Here is an 18,120-nt window from a genome sequence, read left to right as displayed (position 1 = left end):
CCGTCTGTTTACATGAAACAGATGGTCTGTCTTTAATACAATATTTACTTTTTCAACGGGAGTGAGAAGCTGAATATAGAACCTTCGCCTTTTTTGGAAGTAAACCACAGTTTACCACCATTCTTTACTACAAAGTCCTGACACAAGAGTAATCCCAAACCGGAACCTTCTTCATTGTTTGTACCGAAGGTACTGAAGTGCGTATCTGTATGAAGCAGTTTCTTTTGTCCTTCTTCGTCAATACCACAACCGTGATCTTGCACACAGACTACCGCCATACCATCTTTTTCCTCCAGTTTTACCAATACTTCAGAATTTTCGTTGCTGAACTTAATAGCATTGCTTATCAAATTGCGTACCACGGTTTTCAGCATATCTATATCTGCGGATACAGCCAGTTTCTCCGGTTTCTCTTCACGGATTGTAATCTTCTTCAGACCAGCTACCATATTAAAGATATCTATAACTCCATCCACAACTTCTACCACATCAATATCCTGATATACTACATTCAACTTACCAATCTGGCTCTTCGTCCACTTCAGCAAGTTATCCAGCAATGAGAATACATCTTCTGTCGTCTGGTTTGCCATTGTCAACAGCTCATACATCTCATCACCGATCTTCTCAGCCGGCAGATTCAGTATCAGCATATTCAGCACCATCTTGATAGAACCCATAGGAGAACGCAAATCATGAGCAATCACCGAATAAAGTTTATCACGTCCGGCAATGGTACGTTGCAGCTCTTCGGTCTTATTCAAAATAATGCGTTTGGCAGCTACCAGCGAAATCTGGTGGGTTACACGAATAATCAGCTCTTCCTTATTGAAAGGTTTGGAGATAAAGTCATTCGCTCCCACCTGGAAACCTTTTACAATGTCCGTCGTGCTGTTTAGCGCAGTCAGGAAGATGATAGGAATATCTGCGGTCTTAGGGTTTGCTTTCAAATGCTGTGCCACTTCAAAACCACTCATGTCCGGCATCATCACGTCCAGCAACACCAAATCCGGGTTTTCCTTATCTACCTGCTCCAATGCTTGCCGACCGTTACTTGCCGTAGCGATAGCAAATTTTTCATTTGTTAAGAGTACTTTCAACAACAAAACGTTGGACATCACATCGTCAACGATGAGAATCTTGTACTCAGAAGGATTTATTTCCATATTCATCTTATACTATATTGTTTTCCCGTTTATCTATTAATTTCTATAACGATATTCCTTAAAATATTCCACTATCTTCTGCAAACCATCTCCCAATTCAATTGTTGGCTGCCAATTCAGTTTCTCTTTTGCCAGCGTAATATCTGGTTGGCGCTGTTTCGGATCATCATGCGGAAGCGGCTTAAACACCAATTTCGATTTAGACCCTGTTAATTGGATGACTTTTTCAGCTAGTTCAAGAATAGAAAATTCATTCGGATTTCCAAGGTTTACCGGGCCAATAAATTCGTCCTCCGTATTCATCATTCGCACCATTCCTTCTATCAGATCATCAATATACTGAAAGCTTCGGGTCTGATCCCCTGTCCCATAGATAGTTATATCATGATTTTGCAGTGCCTGAACAACAAAATTAGAAACTACTCTACCATCATTCGGCAACATCCGTGGACCATACGTGTTAAAGATACGAATTATTTTAATACGAATATTGTTTTGACGATGATAATCCATAAACAAAGTCTCAGAACAACGTTTTCCTTCATCATAACAAGATCTGATGCCAATCGGATTCACATTTCCCCAATAACTTTCTACCTGAGGATGTACTACTGGATCACCATATACTTCACTTGTTGAAGCTTGTAAAATCTTAGCATTTGTCTTCTTCGCCAACCCCAACATATTAATAGCTCCCAGTACGGAGGTCTTAATCGTTTTGATCGCATCATATTGGTAATGTATCGGTGATGCCGGACAAGCCAAGTTATAAATTTCATCAAGTCCTTCAATGAGATAGGGAAATTCTACATCATGATTCACAAACTCAAAATGAGAATTGTTCTTCAGATGCTCTATATTCGATTCTACACCAGTAAACAAGTTATCCAAGCATATGACATGATGCCCTTCATTTATTAACCTTGTGCATAAGTGCGACCCTATAAACCCGGCACCTCCACTAACCAATATTTTTTTCATGTAAGAATTTTATAATGTCCGAAGACACATGTAACCTATTCGTTTGTTTATGTTGGCAAAAGTAGGAGATTTGGTTAACTTATGCAAGTTTGGAACAGGATATTTCACTTGTTAAGGATAACAAAAGAACATAATAGAAACAAAAATGCCCAAAATGGGCATTTTATTCTTCGGGAACCGGTGTTTCCACTGGGTTTGGAATACTAAAACTCTTGTCCGAAAACAGATCCGCCAAACCAGAAATCTGTTTCAAACGGAGTAATTCATCCCGATCCATGCCAATATTTTTCATAATCCATTGATCAGACATGCCTGCTTTATCCAGCTCAGCCACAATGTGACACATCAATTCTATATTATGCGAACCGCGCGCACGGTTATGCCGAATGGTAGACGCCATGCGATTAGAGAGTTCTTTATCAATCACCACCACAGGCAGCAAACCATTTTCCCGTTGATAAATACGTTTGGAACTTTTCAATACGCTATAACGATGATATCCATCAACCAATATATAACGGTCAGCTTCACTATCGTAGTAACACACACAAGGCATCGTAAAACCATCTTCCCAAATAGAAAGTTCCAATAGTTTCATTTCAGGAGGCGCTACAATATTGGGATTATAATCATTCGCCACTATTTTTTCCAACGGTACCGCTTTCACAGCATATACCGGACTTTGCTCTACACTCATAACATCATATTTTTGAATTGTTCCATTATTTTATCTCGTTTGTATGCTTCTTCTTTGTTTAAGGCAAACCCCATATACTTACAGGCGTGATCGTTTTTCAGGATACAGACACACATTCTTTTATAAGTTGGAATCTCACGAAATTCAGAAATTTCAATATCGTCCAGATAGTCCATCTTCACAGGTTTCTTATGTGTCTTGTAATTAGTAGTATTCACTACCTCTAGCGACACACCAGCATCCCTGAGCTTTTGAATGGTCTCTTCACTAAGACATCCACCTTTCGTGCGCCAGAATTCAATACTAACGGTCAATTTCTTCAAGTAATTACGCCGGGTATTTTCAGGCAATGTAGAAAGCAGGAACTGCATAAATTCTTTCCAGGTATACCCCTTCGGCAAGCGAACGGTTTGCCATCCCATAGCATGTGTTCCGCCATAAATTCCAGTAAAGTTCACCCCGTTCACACGCCCCACCATCTTACCCCAGGTAGTAGGATCAATCACTTTATAAAGCCGGAGACTTTCCTGAGCTTCACATAGAAATGGACTTGCTACACGTTGACGTTCAATGTTAACGCCAGCTTTATAATATAAATCATATAAATGATTATAATCCCATCCGAATTTTCCATTAGCTACCCAGATATCTGTCGTTTTCCAATCGAATATAGGATATGCATTGAAAATATCGTTTCCTATCTTAGAAGTCCAACGATAGTTGTGATACATTTGATATTTCCGCGCAAGATGAATACTGCGCCAGCGATTGAAGCTCTCCTGTGTACGAATACCGATTAGAAAACAAGAACGAACCGCATCTCTTTTTTCATGCAACCACTTGGCAAAGTGCATTTGGAATTCATAGTCCCACATTGCATCGGTATAAAAGGGAAAGCTCTTTACGTCCATACTTCCCTTTGGCATCTGCCGCACCCATATTTCTTCCATCTCCGGATCCCAGGGACGCCAGTAATTCTGATACATAGAGGTACAAGTAGTGACTTTAAAAGGCACACACACTCGATAGACTTCCAAAATATCCTTGTTTGCCTCCAGAATACGGTCTACATAATCAATTGTCATGCTATACTGGATTTCATAATCCATATGGTAAACACAAAGTTTCCGCTTGAGATTATTGCGCCGGATATAGTCAATGCACAAGTTCAGTAATACACCACTATCTTTCCCTCCGGAAAAAGACACGCAGATGTTATCGAACTCCTTAAATATAATATGTAGCCGTTCTTGTGCTAATTCATATACATTCTTCTGAGCCTCCCCCATTTTTAATTCTCCTTATTCATTTTCACATAGCGCTTCCACTCTTTCTCTACTGAAAAGCCTAATTCCTTAAATATCTCCTGATGCTCTACAAATGTAACTGAACTCAAATATTTATCTTTATCCATTTTGGCTATGACCTTTTCTAAAAGAGCTTTTAATACTTCTGCATTATTATTCCTTATATAATAGTTATTAATAACTGCTTCCCGCTTTTTATATTCCAGCGGTATAAAACCTACAACTTCTTTTCCATCCACTGCAACAAACCACACAAAACTTTCCGACGTACGGAAAGGATAATTATAGTTCTGTTTTAAGACTTCCGGATTCATTACTAAAGGAGCTACAAGTTGATACAACCGTTTCTCCGTACCTTGCAATTCTATTATTTGCGTCATAGCTATCTGTTATTTATTATGGTTTGAGTTTAATTCCCACATAAAATAGTGCAGACAAAATTAAATAAAAAAAGAATAGAGACAATAAAGAATCAAGAAAATTAATAAAATTATATTTATTAAACACATTATCTTAAACTACAGTATATTTCTATAAAATTACTTATTGGGGTTGCATACCAAGGTAGTTACCGCAAACAGATGTACTATTCGGCACCGCAATATATCAACAATAGAAAATCAAAACGGGTTGACAAGGGAACTCACATTCTGACACTTTGCATTTTTAATCTATTGAGAATCCCATATTCCCGGGTTGATACCCACAAAGATGAAAATACGCCAATAAAAAATGGGAAGAAGCAGATTTTGAGATAAATATCGAAATCATGACATTTTTTTTTAGAATGAAATATCCCCTGAAAAGTGCACAAATAAGCATATAATCCGGATGCCGTAACCCTTTTACCTATAAATAGTAACCTTTTTACCTGTAAGTAGTAACCCTTTTACTTGTAAGTAGTACCCCTTTTACCCATAAGCAATAACCTTTTTTGCATAAATCCCCTGAAATCCGGAAAAATATGCAGAAAATGCGCATTATTATTATTCGTTTATCCAAAAAATACGCCGGAATGCGATTATTTTTGAAGTAACAAGTCATGAAAATAAAGAATACTGTGACAGAATGACACAAATTTCTTTCCTATGGTAACACTTTCCAAAGACTATAAATTATCAGATTTCCTCTAATGCATAATATTGATAATCACGGAGAACTGTTTGAAGAAACTGCTCTTGATTACCATCACGGGGAGTTATGGTAAGAAGTTCCTGGACTTTCTTTGCCAATTGTGCAATGCGGTGCACACGGTCTTTCTTGCCGTCCTGCAATGTCCGGGTAATAACATTTATTTGCTCCAGCGACAAATCGGCTGCTTGTGGATAAGTGGGACGATAATCTTTCGTCAGATAATCAAACTCATCAAGGCTGACATGAATCTTGCGATAGTTCTGTTCTTTGATAACCATGGTCCCGGCTGCAAGATCCCCCATTCGCTGACTGTTCTTCGTTAATAGTACCACCAATAGTCCGAAACCACCGGTAAGCAGACTATCAATCGGAAAGAGAAGCCAACGAAGCAAATAAGAACTAATGCCGGGCGTAGAGCCATCTGCCTTCACTACACGAATGTTCATCAGATTTTTCCCAAAACTTCGTCCATGATTGAACATTTCACATAGAAACGAATAGCCTAATACCGGCAGATAGACTACAATCATAATAAGAATCATTATAAAATCCGACGAGATTCGGAGTGTAGAAAGCAGGGTAGCCGTTGCATATACATAGAAACCTATCAGAATAAAATCGATCACCAACGCAATGAGTCGTTCGCCAATACTCGCAGGTGTTTGGCTGATACGAACAAATTGCCCGGTAATAATTGTAGTTTCTGCCATTTTTGATTAAACATTTTTTGTATATCGTTGCAAATATATCATTATTCTCTTACTTTTGTTATTGATTTCAGACAAAACTTATTTGGAACCTTTGGAAAAGCATGAAAGAAGTAACGTTTATCCGTCGGAATATCGATAAATGGAAAGAAGCCGAGAAGGTAGTGGAACAAGCAACAAACTTGTCTCCCGACCGGCTTGCCGATGTATATACGGACCTCACTGCCGATCTGGCGTTTGCACAAACGCACTTTCCTACTTCACGTATTTCCGTTTACCTGAACAACCTTGCTTCTGCACTACATAACAAGATTTACCAGAACAAGCGTGAGAAATGGACGAGGATCATCACCTTTTGGACACAAGAAATCCCACAGATCATGTATGATGCCCGTCGGGAACTATTGGTTTCATTGATCATTTTTACCGTCAGCGTGCTGATTGGGGCAGTTTCTGCTGCGGGTGATCTCGATTTCGTCCGTTTGATTCTGGGGAACGGCTATGTGGACATGACCTTAGATAACATAGCCAACGGTGAGCCAATGGCAGTGTATAACGGCTCTTCCGAAGTTCCTATGTTCCTGGGAATCACACTAAATAATATTATGGTTTCTTTCTATTGCTTTGCCATGGGAATCCTAACAAGCTTTGGTACAGGATATATGCTTTTCAATAATGGAGTTATGATCGGCGCATTCCAGATGTTCTTTTTCCAGCATGACTTACTTTGGGAATCCATGCTTGCCATATGGCTGCATGGGACACTTGAAATCTGGTCTATTATTGTTGCTGGAGCTGCCGGACTGGCTTTGGGCAATGGATGGCTTTTCCCCGGAACATATTCAAGACTGGAATCGTTCAAAAGAGGAGCCAAAAGAGGAGTGAAAATAGTTGTAGGTACAATCCCCATATTCATAATGGCAGGATTTATCGAAAGTTTCATCACGCGCCATACCGAATTACCGAATATACTGAGACTCAGCCTGATCCTCATTTCTCTTGCATTTATTATATTCTACTATATTTATTTACCTAATAAGAAACGACATGGAATCACAAAAGCCTAAAATTGCAATGTATGTGAAACGCTCTTTCGGAGAGAAGTTAAATGCATCTTTTGATTTTATAAGGGAGAACTGGAAGCTGATGCTAAAGTTTACCACATATCTGCTTTTACCACTCTGTCTCATCCAAGCCCTGAGTCTAAATGGTATGATGAAAGGGATGGAAAGTATAGCGGAGGGCATGGATATTTCTTCCGATACGGCTCTCCTTATCTCATTCCTCTCATACTATGGCTTGTTTGCACTTCTTCTCATAATAGGAACTGTATTGCAAGCTTCGCTGATATATGCAATGATCCGGACCTATAATGAACGCGAAGAGCGCCTGCAAGGTATTACCTTGAAAATGCTGACACCTTTGTTGTTCCATAACATCAGAAGATTATTCATCATTGTACTTTTCGGATTACTATTAACAGTATGTGTTAGTTTTATATTAGGCGCTTTAAGCGTCATGTTCTTCCCTATCACGTTTTTATTTGCTCTCATTGCAATAGTTTTTGCCGTGCCACTTGCCCTCTGGGCACCTATCTACTTATTCGAAAATATTTCCATAATGGAAGCATTTAAGAAAACTTTCCGTCTAGGCTTTGCTACCTGGGGAGGTGTCTTCCTTATTTCTTTAGTCATGGGAATCATAGCCGGTATACTACAGGGAGTCACCTTGGTGCCCTGGTATGCAGCTACAATTGTAAAAATACTCTTCACTATGAGTGACGTAGGAAGTGAAGCAACCGTATCAGTAGGATATAGTTTCATGCTCTATCTACTGGCAGTAGTGCAAGCATTCGGTGCTTATCTAGCAATGATTTTCACATTTGTGGGATTAGCCTATCAATACGGGCATGCATCCGAAAAGATGGATAGTGTAACGATAGAAAGTGACATTGATAACTTTGACAAACTCTAAATCAATCTAAATGACTCTTTCTCCGACTGATACATTGGTTTGTGATACTACGCAACTTGCTGTGTGGCAATCTGACGCAGACTACAACTACAACCGTGAGTTGATAGCCCCCGAAGTGAATATATTCGAATGGCTCAACAGGTGGTTCGGAGAAATATTGCAGAGTATATTTGGCAGTCAGTTTGCTGAAGATTATTCAAAAACGATTCTGATAAGTGTTGCTGTCCTCATGCTGTTACTGATCGGCTGGTTCATTTATAAAAAAAATCCGGCAATATTCATACGTTCCCGCAAGAATGCTTTACCTTACAGTGTGGGGGAAGATACCATTTATGGAGTTGATTTTGCCCTAAAAATAGCCTCTTCCCTTTCCCGCCACGATTACAGGGAAGCAATCCGACTGCTATATTTGCAAACATTGAAGCAACTCAGTGACGAAAAACGTATTGACTGGCAACTCTATAAAACGCCTACACAATATATTTATGAAGTACGGATGCCTGCATTTCAGAGGTTAACCCATCACTTTTTGCGAGTGCGCTATGGAAACTTTGAAGCAACGGAAGAATTATTCCAGACCATGCTATCCTTACAGGGAGAAGTCAAGAAAGGAGGCATTGTATGAAAGGAAATCACTTGTTTATCATCTGTATTGCCATCTTTTTACTCTTAATGTTCGCGATAGAATGTAGATTACCCAAAAAGTTTGTATGGGCTCCTAGTTTCAGCCACTACGATAAACAACCTTTCGGATGTGCCGTTTTCGACAGTTTGCTATCTACGTCGTTACCAAAGGGGTATTCTTTATCTCGAAAAACCTTTTATGAACTGGAACAGGAAGACACAATCTCTCGTAGAGGCATATTAGTAGCCACTAATAACCTGTCTCTGACAGATGTGGATGTAGAAGCAATACTAAAGATAGCAAAACGGGGAAATAAGATTATGCTGGTGAGTAACTCTTTCAACAGAAATTTAGAAGATACATTGGATTTTAATAGCAGTTATTCCTACTTTAGCCCAGCATTATTAAAGAAATATGCTGCTGCATCATTGGAGAAAGACACTCTCCTCTGGGTAGGAGATTCTGCCATATATCCCCGGCAATCCTTTAATTTCTATCCTCAACTGTGTTCTTCTTACCTCGTGCCCGACTCGCTTCCGGCTAAGGTACTGGCAGAAAAGGCCATTTCGCTTGATAATCTAAAATATGATTTTGGAATAGACATGGACTCCATATCTACTGATACTATTGTCAGTGTCCCGGTTGCCTTGTCCTATCCATGGGGAAAAGGCGAAATAATCCTGATCTCTACTCCCCTGCTCTTTACTAATTATGGAGTATTAGATGGAAAAAATGCTACTTACATTTTCCGCCTATTATCCCAAATGGGAGATTTACCCATTGTCCGCACCGAAGGTTACATGAAGCAAACGGCCCAAATACAGATGTCCCCTTTCCGGTATTTCCTTTCTCAAAGACCGCTGAGATGGGCTTTGTATTTGACGATGTTCACCATTATTCTCTTCATGGTATTCACCGCCCGAAGGAGGCAACGGGTAATTCCTATCATCTACCAACCGGAAAACAAATCGCTGGAATTTACCGAACTGATAGGAACTCTTTATTTTCAAAAGAAAGATCATGCCGACTTGTTGCATAAAAAGTATATCTACTTTGCAGAAGAATTGAGAAGAGAAATTCAGGTAAATATAGAGGAAGTAGCAAATGACGAACACTCTTTCAGCAGAATAGCCCAAAAGACCGGCATGAATACAGAAGAGATCAGTGAGCTTATCCGTTCCGTCAGACCAGTGATTTATGGAGGGTGCACTATTTCTGTAGAGCAGATGAAGTATTTTATTGATAAGATGAATGAAATAATAGATCATATATAAAGAAGAAATTTATGGAAGAGAATATTGAAAGACGAGTAGATTTGACTCTCTTTTCCGAGAAGATACAAGAGTTGAAAGACCAGATTGCATCTGTCATCGTAGGTCAGGAGCAAATGGTGGACTTGGTATTGACTGCCATTTTAGCAAATGGGCATGTCTTGATAGAAGGTGTGCCGGGAGTAGCAAAAACACTGCTGGCCCGTCTGGTTGCCCGCCTGATTGATGCGGATTTCAGCCGTATTCAGTTTACTCCGGACCTAATGCCAAGCGATGTACTGGGTACAACTGTATTTAATATGAAAACCAATGATTTTGATTTCCATCGGGGCCCCATCTTTGCCGACATCGTATTGGTGGATGAAATCAATCGTGCTCCGGCCAAGACACAGGCTGCCCTGTTCGAAGTAATGGAAGAGCGTCAGGTCAGTATTGACGGAATGACTTATCCTATGGGAGAGCTTTATACAATTCTGGCTACTCAAAATCCTGTAGAGCAAGAAGGTACTTATAAACTACCCGAGGCGCAACTCGACCGTTTCCTGATGAAAATAACAATGGACTACCCAACTCTGGATGAAGAAATAAACATCCTGAAACGCCATCATACAAATGCCACATTCGTAAAACTGGAGGACATCGATTCTACCATTACCAAAGAAGAGTTCTTATCTCTCCGCAAGCTGATGAACCAGGTATTTATTGATCATACATTGCTTCAATACATTGCCATGATTGTACAGCAGACGCGCACCAGCAAAGCCGTATATCTGGGAGCTTCTCCACGTGCATCTGTCGCTATGCTGCAGACCTCTAAAGCATACGCTCTATTGCAGGGACGTGATTTCATAACACCGGAAGATATAAAATTTGTTGCTCCATACGTACTCCAGCACCGCCTGATTCTGACTGCGGAGGCCGAAATGGAAGGATATTCACCGGTGAAAGTAACCCAACGCCTGATTGATAAGGTAGAAGTACCGAAATGATTTTAAACCGACGCTTTTATATTGCCCTCAGCCTGATTATCCTGTTACTGGGTAGCGGGTATACTTTTGCTCCGCTCTTTGTTCTCGGGCAATGGATGCTTTTTATCATGCTCCTGGCTGTATTAGCGGAAGGATACATGCTTTATCGCATCCATGGTATACAGGCATTTCGCCAATGTTCATCACGTTTTTCCAACGGAGATGAAAATACGGTGAACATTCGGGTGGAGAGCAGTTATCCATATGCAGTATCCGTGGAAGTCATTGATGAAATACCTTTTATATTCCAGCAGCGAAATATAAATTTCCAGATAAAGCTCCAGGCAAATGAAGGTAAAACAATCAGCTATCAATTACGACCCACCCATCGGGGAATCTACAATTTTGGACGGATTCGTATATTTGTACAAGGTAGGATGGGATTACTTTCGCGCCGCTATACCTGTGGTGATACCCAAGATGTCAAAGTCTATCCATCCTACCTGATGTTACATCGTTATGAATTGCTGGCAATAAGTGATAATCTTACGGAATTGGGTATAAAACGTATACGTCGCGTAGGACATCACACTGAGTTTGAGCAGATAAAGGAATATGTAAAAGGCGATGATTATCGCACTATAAACTGGAAAGCAAGTGCCCGCAAGCACGAACTTATGGTAAATGTGTATCAAGACGAACGTTCCCAGCAAATTTATAGTGTGATAGACAAGGGACGAGTTATGCAACAGGCTTTTCGTGGAATGACCTTACTTGACTATGCGATAAATGCCTCATTAGTTCTTTCGTACGTTGCCATGCGGAAAGAAGACAAAGCCGGACTCATAACCTTTGATGAACATTTCGATACCTTCGTACCAGCATCAAGCCGTCCCGGACATATGCAGACATTGCTTGAAAATCTCTATAATCAGGAAACTACTTTCAGTGAAACGGACTTTTCTTCCTTATACGTACATCTGAACAAGCATGTCAATAAACGTAGCCTTTTGGTTTTATACACCAACTTCTCCAGTATGGGAAGCATGAACAGGCAATTAGCATACCTGCAACAACTGAATCGACAACACCGCCTACTGGTAGTATTCTTCGAAGATGCTGACCTGAAAGCCTATATTGCTACTCCTGCCTCAGATACGGAAGGATACTATCGCCATGTCATTGCCGAAAAATTTGCCTTTGAAAAACGATTAATTGTCTCTACCCTAAAACAGCATGGCATTTATTCTCTATTGACCACGCCCGAAAATCTCTCTATTGATGTAATTAATAAATATCTGGAGATAAAATCGAGACAGTTACTCTAATCAACCTCCGGTAATAGGCAGGCAAATAATTATAAGACATTTACCTTATATTCTGAATTATAATATTCTACTGCCATCTGATATTCAGCAATGTTCTTCTCTTTAGCCAATAAACTCAATTTCGCCTTATCAGCAGAAGATATGTTACTGCCATAATAAATAGCTGTAGGCTTCATTATAACTTTGACAGATTCATTTTCATAAGAATCCGGACAAATCAATCGCCATTCATTTTCATATCCCCAGCATTTGGCTTTATTCAAAAACACTTTCAAATAAATAAAAATGTCAGGCAAAACAATGCTGCTATTATTTTCTCCTTTAAGGCTTATAAGAAAGTCATCCATTAAACTTTTCCCTATATGAGTTGCATCAAGTCTTTTATCTGAATAGATTACCGGAAAAAGTATTGCCGGGTGACTACTAGGTTGCGTATCACTTGTTGGAAAAACAACTTGCTTTATATCATATTCCAACACAAATCCGCTATGTCTATCAGCATAATGTGACCACATCAGCATATTATCCTTTCTCTCTGTAAAACATGCAATCTTACAACTTTCCTTTACACTCTCCACTGATTGATCTAATAAATCCCCGATAAATTCAAGATATTCATTAATTTTATCACTATAAATGCCCTTATCGCCATATGTAGTTCCTTCATAATAAGCCTCACGCAATCTTTGGTTCACCACCTCGTCCCCTTCTCCTTTCCAAACATTAAAACATTGCATTTTTTTCACAACTTCATCAATTATCGGATCGTCAGGATATTGTTTTCTCATCTCTTCCTCAACCAGGCTGTTTATCTTGCTCAACATATAAAGAAACCAATTTTTATTCAACGCTTCCTCATAATTCTTTAATATCTCCTCTTTCTTGTAGCAAACCAAAGAATCAAACGGATCATTAAAATTACGAGGATTACCGGCATATACTTCATCATCTCTAAATGAATCCAAATTATATTCTTGACAGTTCCGATATCTATATAGTTTTGAAGGTACATTTTTCGCCACCAAATCATGGAGTTTAGAGAACAACTCACCTCCTTCCGGTGAATTAGTTTCTCCACGTTTAAGAGGAATAATTTCACTCATCAACATTCTCTCAAACTCCTCTTTAAAGTTAGATGTTTCCATTGTGTTTTATATATCAAGTATAATGTCCGTACATGCTCAGAATCTCATTATGCAAAAATAGTGTTTATTTACGTAGCTGACAGCCCAATTTCAAAGTTTCTTTGTTACGGTCTCTTTTATACTGTTAATTATTTGAATAGTTTAAATACCCTGCAAAACCGTATCACTAAAATATTTGTTTGTAATAAAGGGGTGTTAGCTTTGCCCGGATTCTAAAATCGAGTAAATAAAAAGATAACCATGAAAAAAGAAGTTTCTGAAGTGCTCAAAAAAGAGCAAAACAATGAAAGTTGTATCCATCTGTATCTGGAAGAATGTGGCTGGTGTGCTTATGAAGTTTCAGCTTATCTGCTTATGAACCTCTTAGGAGGAAAATGTATCGTCGAGAAAATAGAACAATGCGGATCAAAAATTGTTCGGGCACTAATGAATATAGATTTATTAGGCGACATTAATTATGGCGATTATCGCTACGCTGGTCTAAATTCCTATAACCTTCAATTAGTAGGAAAAAATAAAGTTGACAAAAACCTATTTATTCACTGGAAAAAGAACATATAGGAATGACACTGCAATAAGCAAAATGATATTGCAATAAAGCTCTGCAGACAAATCAACAGAGCCTTATTGCAATAAAAGTTATGGAATTAATTAGAGATATTCAGTAAATGTCCCTCTTTCTAATAAATTAAGAGAACAGTTTTACTTTACGTGAGCTTTTCTCTTATTTTTTTCTGTAAAGTCTCAAGTCTTCTATCTTTTTAATAGAATATTATTTACATATTCTTATTTTTTCTTCCCAACGGTACATTATGTATATGTCTTTTTAGGGGAAGTTAAAGACCTCTCCTGTTTTCCTCTTGTTATTTTAGTCTGATTATGCAGCCGTTCTTTTTTTCTTTTCGACCTTTTCTATCATGCATACTGCATTGGCCGTATGTATTCCAAAGAAAATCCAAAGCATTTCCGTTTTCCTGTTTCTAGCTTTTATTCTGGCCAGTGAGTAATGTTGTTTCTGCGTTCTAAAGCTTCCTTCTAGGCGGGTAGCTCTTTCACGGCTGAGTTCCGACCGTAAGATATTCCGAAGTGGCTCATCTTTGGCAGCTCTACCCTTACGCTTAAAGGAAGTACTTATATGATATTTAGTACAAAATTTCCGATTGGCATTATTAGCATAGATTGAATCCGCTGCAAGTGCCTTAACCCTAACCTTGGTCAGTTGTTGTTGCAGATGACTTTCATAACAGGTGGCATCCGTCATACAGACATGAAGATTCTCAAGATAAGGTTTCCAATGGTCAGCCAGAATAGCCTGGAGGAACTCAATATCAAGGCGATCCGCTAGTTCCTGACGAATTGCACTGACGATTTTAGGATTGGTCAGTGGATGAAGCGGATCAATCTGAACACCACAAAATAACTGGTAATGAATATTACCGTTTAAAGGTTCAATCAGTTGTGAATCTGAAAAGTTAGTATAGGACTTCAGGACCATCAAGGCTATTTTACCCTCAGGAGAAAAATAACTTTTACGACCCAAAGCAGAGGACTTCAAATGCATTTCTCGGGCCAGTTCCGAGAAAGGAAACAGAGCATGGAGGCGACCTAATTCACTCGTTGTAAAACTTTGACGATATTTTTTAGCATATCGAACTCGGTAAAACCTAAACGAGGTTCGATTTCTGAATTTTTTTGTATCTTTACCATGTGTTTTTAGTTTAGATTACCCCCGTTTTGGCCGTCAAACCGTTTTTTTTGGGGGGAATGCTTAAAGATACAAAAAGGCAACTAACTCGCAATGAATTAGTTGCCTTAAATTTCATTATTTTAGGAATATCCCTAATTAGTGAATCTTCAACCTTTCTATTTTCTGCTGTCTCACGTTATCCATAGGTTCAGCATGATAAGAAACTATAGAAAAATTAATTGTACGCAGATCAATGCTCCTAATCGTACTATCATACATAGTACGAAAATAGATTACCCGGTTCCTCATATCTGTAGCTGACGTCCATTGTGTAGCACTTGGAATATCAACAGGAGCTTTTCCCTCCGAAAATTCTATTCCGATAGGAATATCGAAATTATTCAATATTTGAAAACACTGTAGAACAGTTTCGAGAACAGTAGACTTTTGCGGAGCCGTAGCCTGATAAAAAGCAGCTCGTACAAAACGTGATGGAGGAGTTACATCGCCAGGAAGTCCTAAGAAACCGCTGCCTGCTCCAAAAGAAGATAATTCAAGATTCCCTAAGCCATGTGTCTGTGCGGTTCCGGGATAAAGATTGACGTAATTATTCAGATTAGTCAAATGCCATTCAAATCCTGGCGAATTCGTAAGAACTCCCAGATTATTTTCATAAAAGTGAGTTTCTTTGCCGATTATTTCTAATACAAGTTGATGTCCAGTCTGGTCAGCAAAACGCCAATGTACAGTAGATGCACGCGAATCGATGTTTATAATATGTACATTGGCAACGGCTTCCTTCACTTCTTCAAGAGTAGTACACTTTCCAAGTATCCAAGAAACGAGCTGAAAATCAGATATACTACTATCTGCCACTTTTTTATCATAATCTTCATATTCTCCATAATGTGGAAAATAAAACAGACCAGCCGAGAGTCCGGCTTCATTAATTCCTTCTGCAATAAATTCTTTTTGCTCAACAGCCAATCCTACATACCCATAACGAGCGATGAACACCATGCCATTCTGTCCATCTGGTGTAAATGATTGCTCAGAATAACCTCTCGGAACAATTACATACTGACTATTCAGATTACTCCCACCCCACTCGATTGTCCGTGCTACAACTGCTGTACCATTCTGACTTTTTAAAGTTATACCTGTACAGGCCATAGCAGACAATGTTCCCCAAAACATATAGCCTACTACTACTGAAATGAAAAATAAATTTAGTTTCATATTAATTATTTCTTAGGATGAAAAAACAATAAAAACATAAGAATAAGTTCGACAAACGATTTGTCTTGATATATAAAACATACTCAGAAGGTAAATTGTTTACCCCTAAAGTATATACAGAACAAGGTAACCGACATGAATAGTAGTTTAAAAGCAGACAGCAACACACACCATTGAAGGGTATGGAGATACACAAGAATTGCTTAGACCACCATTTTTGACCGAAGTGGAGAAAAAGAAAAAGCTCTGAAATTCAAGGATTTCAGAGCTTTGCTTTAATTTGCTATTTGCTTTCGCGGTGCGTACGGGACTCGAACCCGTGACCCCATGCGTGACAGGCATGTATTCTAACCAACTGAACTAACGCACCATAATTTCATTTTTAATTGCTATCTCTCTCGATTGCGGTTGCAAAGGTAGGCATTTCTTTGAAACCTGCAATAGCTTGGAAGAAATATTTTTCATCTTTTTTAAACTAAGCTTGATTATAAGATATTTATATTACCTTTGTCTGACGAAAAAAAATCGAATAACAAATCAAAATGAACCAAAAGCGAGAAAAATCATGAGAAATACTCCTATTGAACGTAAGTTGATAGACGAAACCATCGAAGCATTTCAAATTGCCGACTTTGGAAAGGCTACTATCCGCGAAGTAAAAGCAATTGCTGCCAAAGCAGAAGTTGAGTCAGGTATAGAATTCATAAAAATGGAAATGGGTGTACCAGGTCTGCCTCCTTCGACAGTAGGTGTAAAAGCTGAAATTGAAGCATTACAAAGAGGAATTGCCAGTCTCTACCCCGACATCAACGGATTACCTGCCCTGAAAGAAGAAGCTTCACGTTTTATCAAAGCTTTCATTAATGTAGATTTAAAGCCCGAAGGGTGTGTACCAGTTACCGGTTCTATGCAAGGCACTTTCGCCTCATTCCTCACTTGCAGTCAATGTGATGAAAAGAAAGATACGATATTGTTTATCGACCCGGGATTTCCTGTGCAAAAACAACAGTTGGTGGTCATGGGACAAAAGTTTGAAACCTTTGATGTATATGACTTCCGTGGTGACAAACTAAAAGAAAAGCTGGAAAGTTATCTTGAGAAAGGCAATATTTCTGCTATTGTTTACTCAAACCCTAACAATCCCAGTTGGATATGTTTAAAGGAAGAAGAACTGCGTATTATCGGAGAACTTGCCACGAAGTATGATGTAATTGTCCTGGAAGATCTGGCTTACTTTGCAATGGACTTCCGCCAGGATTTGAGCAAACCATTCCAACCACCTTACCAACCATCAGTGGCACATTATACAGACAATTATGTATTGCTTATTTCCGGCTCTAAAGCATTCAGTTATGCCGGACAACGCATCGGGGTAAGCTGCATCTCAAACAAATTGTACCATCGCTCCTACCCTGGACTCACCAAACGATACGGAGGTGGCACATTTGGTACAGTATTCATTCATCGGGTACTTTATGCTCTTTCTTCAGGTACCAGTCACTCTGCACAATACGCACTTGCTGCCATGTTGAAAGCTGCTAACGAAGGGCAATACAACTTCCTTGATGAGGTAAAGATATATGGTGAACGTGCACACAAATTAAAAGAAATTTTCCTTCGTCATGGTTTCCATTTGGTATATGACAATGATTTGGGTAATCCAGTTGCCGATGGTTTCTACTTTACCATTGGCTATCCGGGTATGACCAGTGGGGAACTTGCTAAAGAATTGATGTATTATGGTGTCAGTGCCATATCACTGATTACAACAGGTAGCCACCAGGAAGGTTTACGCGCTTGTACTTCTTTCATTCAGGATCATCAATACGCACAATTAGAAGAACGGATGGCAATCTTTGCAGAAAACCATCCGGTGAAATAAGTAAATAGA

General features: G+C 39.1%; 16 protein-coding genes, 1 tRNA gene and 1 pseudogene. 8 read left to right on the top strand and 10 right to left on the bottom strand.

Annotated features, from left to right (window positions below):
- Positions 1-44: 44 nt before the first annotated feature.
- From DW182_RS02575 to DW182_RS02550, 6 genes are all read right to left on the bottom strand, one after another.
- Positions 45-1,172: a response regulator gene (locus tag DW182_RS02575; RefSeq protein WP_118294565.1), complete on the bottom strand. Its 1,128-nt coding sequence runs from the start codon at positions 1,170-1,172 to the stop codon at positions 45-47.
- Positions 1,173-1,202: 30 nt separating this feature from the next.
- Positions 1,203-2,147 carry a UDP-glucuronic acid decarboxylase family protein gene (locus DW182_RS02570; RefSeq protein WP_118294564.1) on the bottom strand — a complete coding sequence of 315 codons (945 nt, stop codon included), beginning with the start codon at positions 2,145-2,147 and terminating at the stop codon, positions 1,203-1,205.
- A gap of 163 nt (positions 2,148-2,310) precedes the next feature.
- Positions 2,311-2,844, bottom strand: a complete 534-nt coding sequence (locus DW182_RS02565) for a ParB/RepB/Spo0J family partition protein (RefSeq protein WP_118294563.1) — start codon at positions 2,842-2,844, stop codon at positions 2,311-2,313.
- Complete coding sequence (locus DW182_RS02560; protein ID WP_118294562.1) at positions 2,841-4,133, bottom strand: DUF3440 domain-containing protein; 1,293 nt, start codon at positions 4,131-4,133, stop codon at positions 2,841-2,843. Before DW182_RS02560 ends, DW182_RS02565 begins: the two co-directional genes overlap by 4 nt.
- A gap of 2 nt (positions 4,134-4,135) precedes the next feature.
- On the bottom strand, positions 4,136-4,531 hold the full coding sequence (locus DW182_RS02555; RefSeq protein ID WP_007663056.1) for a hypothetical protein: 396 nt from the start codon (positions 4,529-4,531) through the stop codon (positions 4,136-4,138).
- 738 nt (positions 4,532-5,269) lie between these two features.
- A complete protein-coding gene (locus DW182_RS02550) occupies positions 5,270-5,995 on the bottom strand; it encodes an RDD family protein (RefSeq protein ID WP_007663057.1) in 726 nt (241 codons plus the stop codon).
- 101 nt (positions 5,996-6,096) lie between these two features.
- Here DW182_RS02550 and DW182_RS02545 point away from each other — a divergent pair, with 101 nt between their 5' ends.
- From DW182_RS02545 to DW182_RS02520, 6 genes are read left to right on the top strand one after another with little or no spacing between them, the layout of a single operon-like run.
- A complete protein-coding gene (locus DW182_RS02545) occupies positions 6,097-7,059 on the top strand; it encodes a stage II sporulation protein M (RefSeq protein WP_118294561.1) in 963 nt (320 codons plus the stop codon).
- A complete protein-coding gene (locus tag DW182_RS02540) occupies positions 7,040-7,966 on the top strand; it encodes a hypothetical protein (RefSeq protein ID WP_115501855.1) in 927 nt (308 codons plus the stop codon). The genes DW182_RS02545 and DW182_RS02540 overlap by 20 nt, the downstream gene beginning before the upstream one ends.
- A 10-nt stretch (positions 7,967-7,976) precedes the next feature.
- Positions 7,977-8,591 carry a DUF4129 domain-containing protein gene (locus DW182_RS02535; RefSeq protein WP_007663061.1) on the top strand — a complete coding sequence of 205 codons (615 nt, stop codon included), beginning with the start codon at positions 7,977-7,979 and terminating at the stop codon, positions 8,589-8,591.
- Positions 8,588-9,865 carry a DUF4350 domain-containing protein gene (locus DW182_RS02530; protein ID WP_118294560.1) on the top strand — a complete coding sequence of 426 codons (1,278 nt, stop codon included), beginning with the start codon at positions 8,588-8,590 and terminating at the stop codon, positions 9,863-9,865. Before DW182_RS02535 ends, DW182_RS02530 begins: the two co-directional genes overlap by 4 nt.
- Before the next feature lie 11 nt (positions 9,866-9,876).
- The gene (locus DW182_RS02525) at positions 9,877-10,851 is read left to right on the top strand and encodes a MoxR family ATPase (RefSeq protein WP_117707468.1); all 975 of its coding nucleotides are present in this window, start codon (positions 9,877-9,879) and stop codon (positions 10,849-10,851) included.
- Positions 10,848-12,158 (top strand): DUF58 domain-containing protein, encoded by a 1,311-nt coding sequence (locus DW182_RS02520; protein ID WP_118294559.1) that lies wholly within the window; start codon positions 10,848-10,850, stop codon positions 12,156-12,158. Before DW182_RS02525 ends, DW182_RS02520 begins: the two co-directional genes overlap by 4 nt.
- A 29-nt stretch (positions 12,159-12,187) precedes the next feature.
- On the opposite strand, the gene DW182_RS02515 is transcribed toward DW182_RS02520, so the two are convergent.
- The gene (locus tag DW182_RS02515) at positions 12,188-13,303 is read right to left on the bottom strand and encodes a DUF2971 domain-containing protein (RefSeq protein WP_007663066.1); all 1,116 of its coding nucleotides are present in this window, start codon (positions 13,301-13,303) and stop codon (positions 12,188-12,190) included.
- A gap of 240 nt (positions 13,304-13,543) precedes the next feature.
- Between DW182_RS02515 and DW182_RS02510 the strand changes: the two genes are divergently transcribed.
- Complete coding sequence (locus DW182_RS02510; protein ID WP_007663067.1) at positions 13,544-13,864, top strand: hypothetical protein; 321 nt, start codon at positions 13,544-13,546, stop codon at positions 13,862-13,864.
- Between the two features lie 316 nt (positions 13,865-14,180).
- Here DW182_RS02510 and DW182_RS02505 read toward each other — a convergent pair.
- From DW182_RS02505 to DW182_RS02495, 3 genes and pseudogenes are all read right to left on the bottom strand, one after another.
- Positions 14,181-15,010: pseudogene (locus tag DW182_RS02505) on the bottom strand (transposase).
- A gap of 136 nt (positions 15,011-15,146) precedes the next feature.
- Positions 15,147-16,229 (bottom strand): linear amide C-N hydrolase, encoded by a 1,083-nt coding sequence (locus tag DW182_RS02500; protein ID WP_118294558.1) that lies wholly within the window; start codon positions 16,227-16,229, stop codon positions 15,147-15,149.
- A 296-nt stretch (positions 16,230-16,525) separates the two neighbouring features.
- Positions 16,526-16,599 (bottom strand) — tRNA-Asp (locus DW182_RS02495).
- 195 nt (positions 16,600-16,794) lie between these two features.
- Between DW182_RS02495 and DW182_RS02490 the strand changes: the two genes are divergently transcribed.
- On the top strand, positions 16,795-18,111 hold the full coding sequence (locus tag DW182_RS02490) for a pyridoxal phosphate-dependent aminotransferase (protein ID WP_118294557.1): 1,317 nt from the start codon (positions 16,795-16,797) through the stop codon (positions 18,109-18,111).
- The last annotated feature ends 9 nt before the right edge of the window (positions 18,112-18,120 follow it).

This window comes from Bacteroides sp. AM16-24, assembly GCF_003471885.1.
Classification (GTDB): domain Bacteria; phylum Bacteroidota; class Bacteroidia; order Bacteroidales; family Bacteroidaceae; genus Bacteroides.
This window is presented reverse-complemented; position numbering and strand designations above follow the sequence as displayed.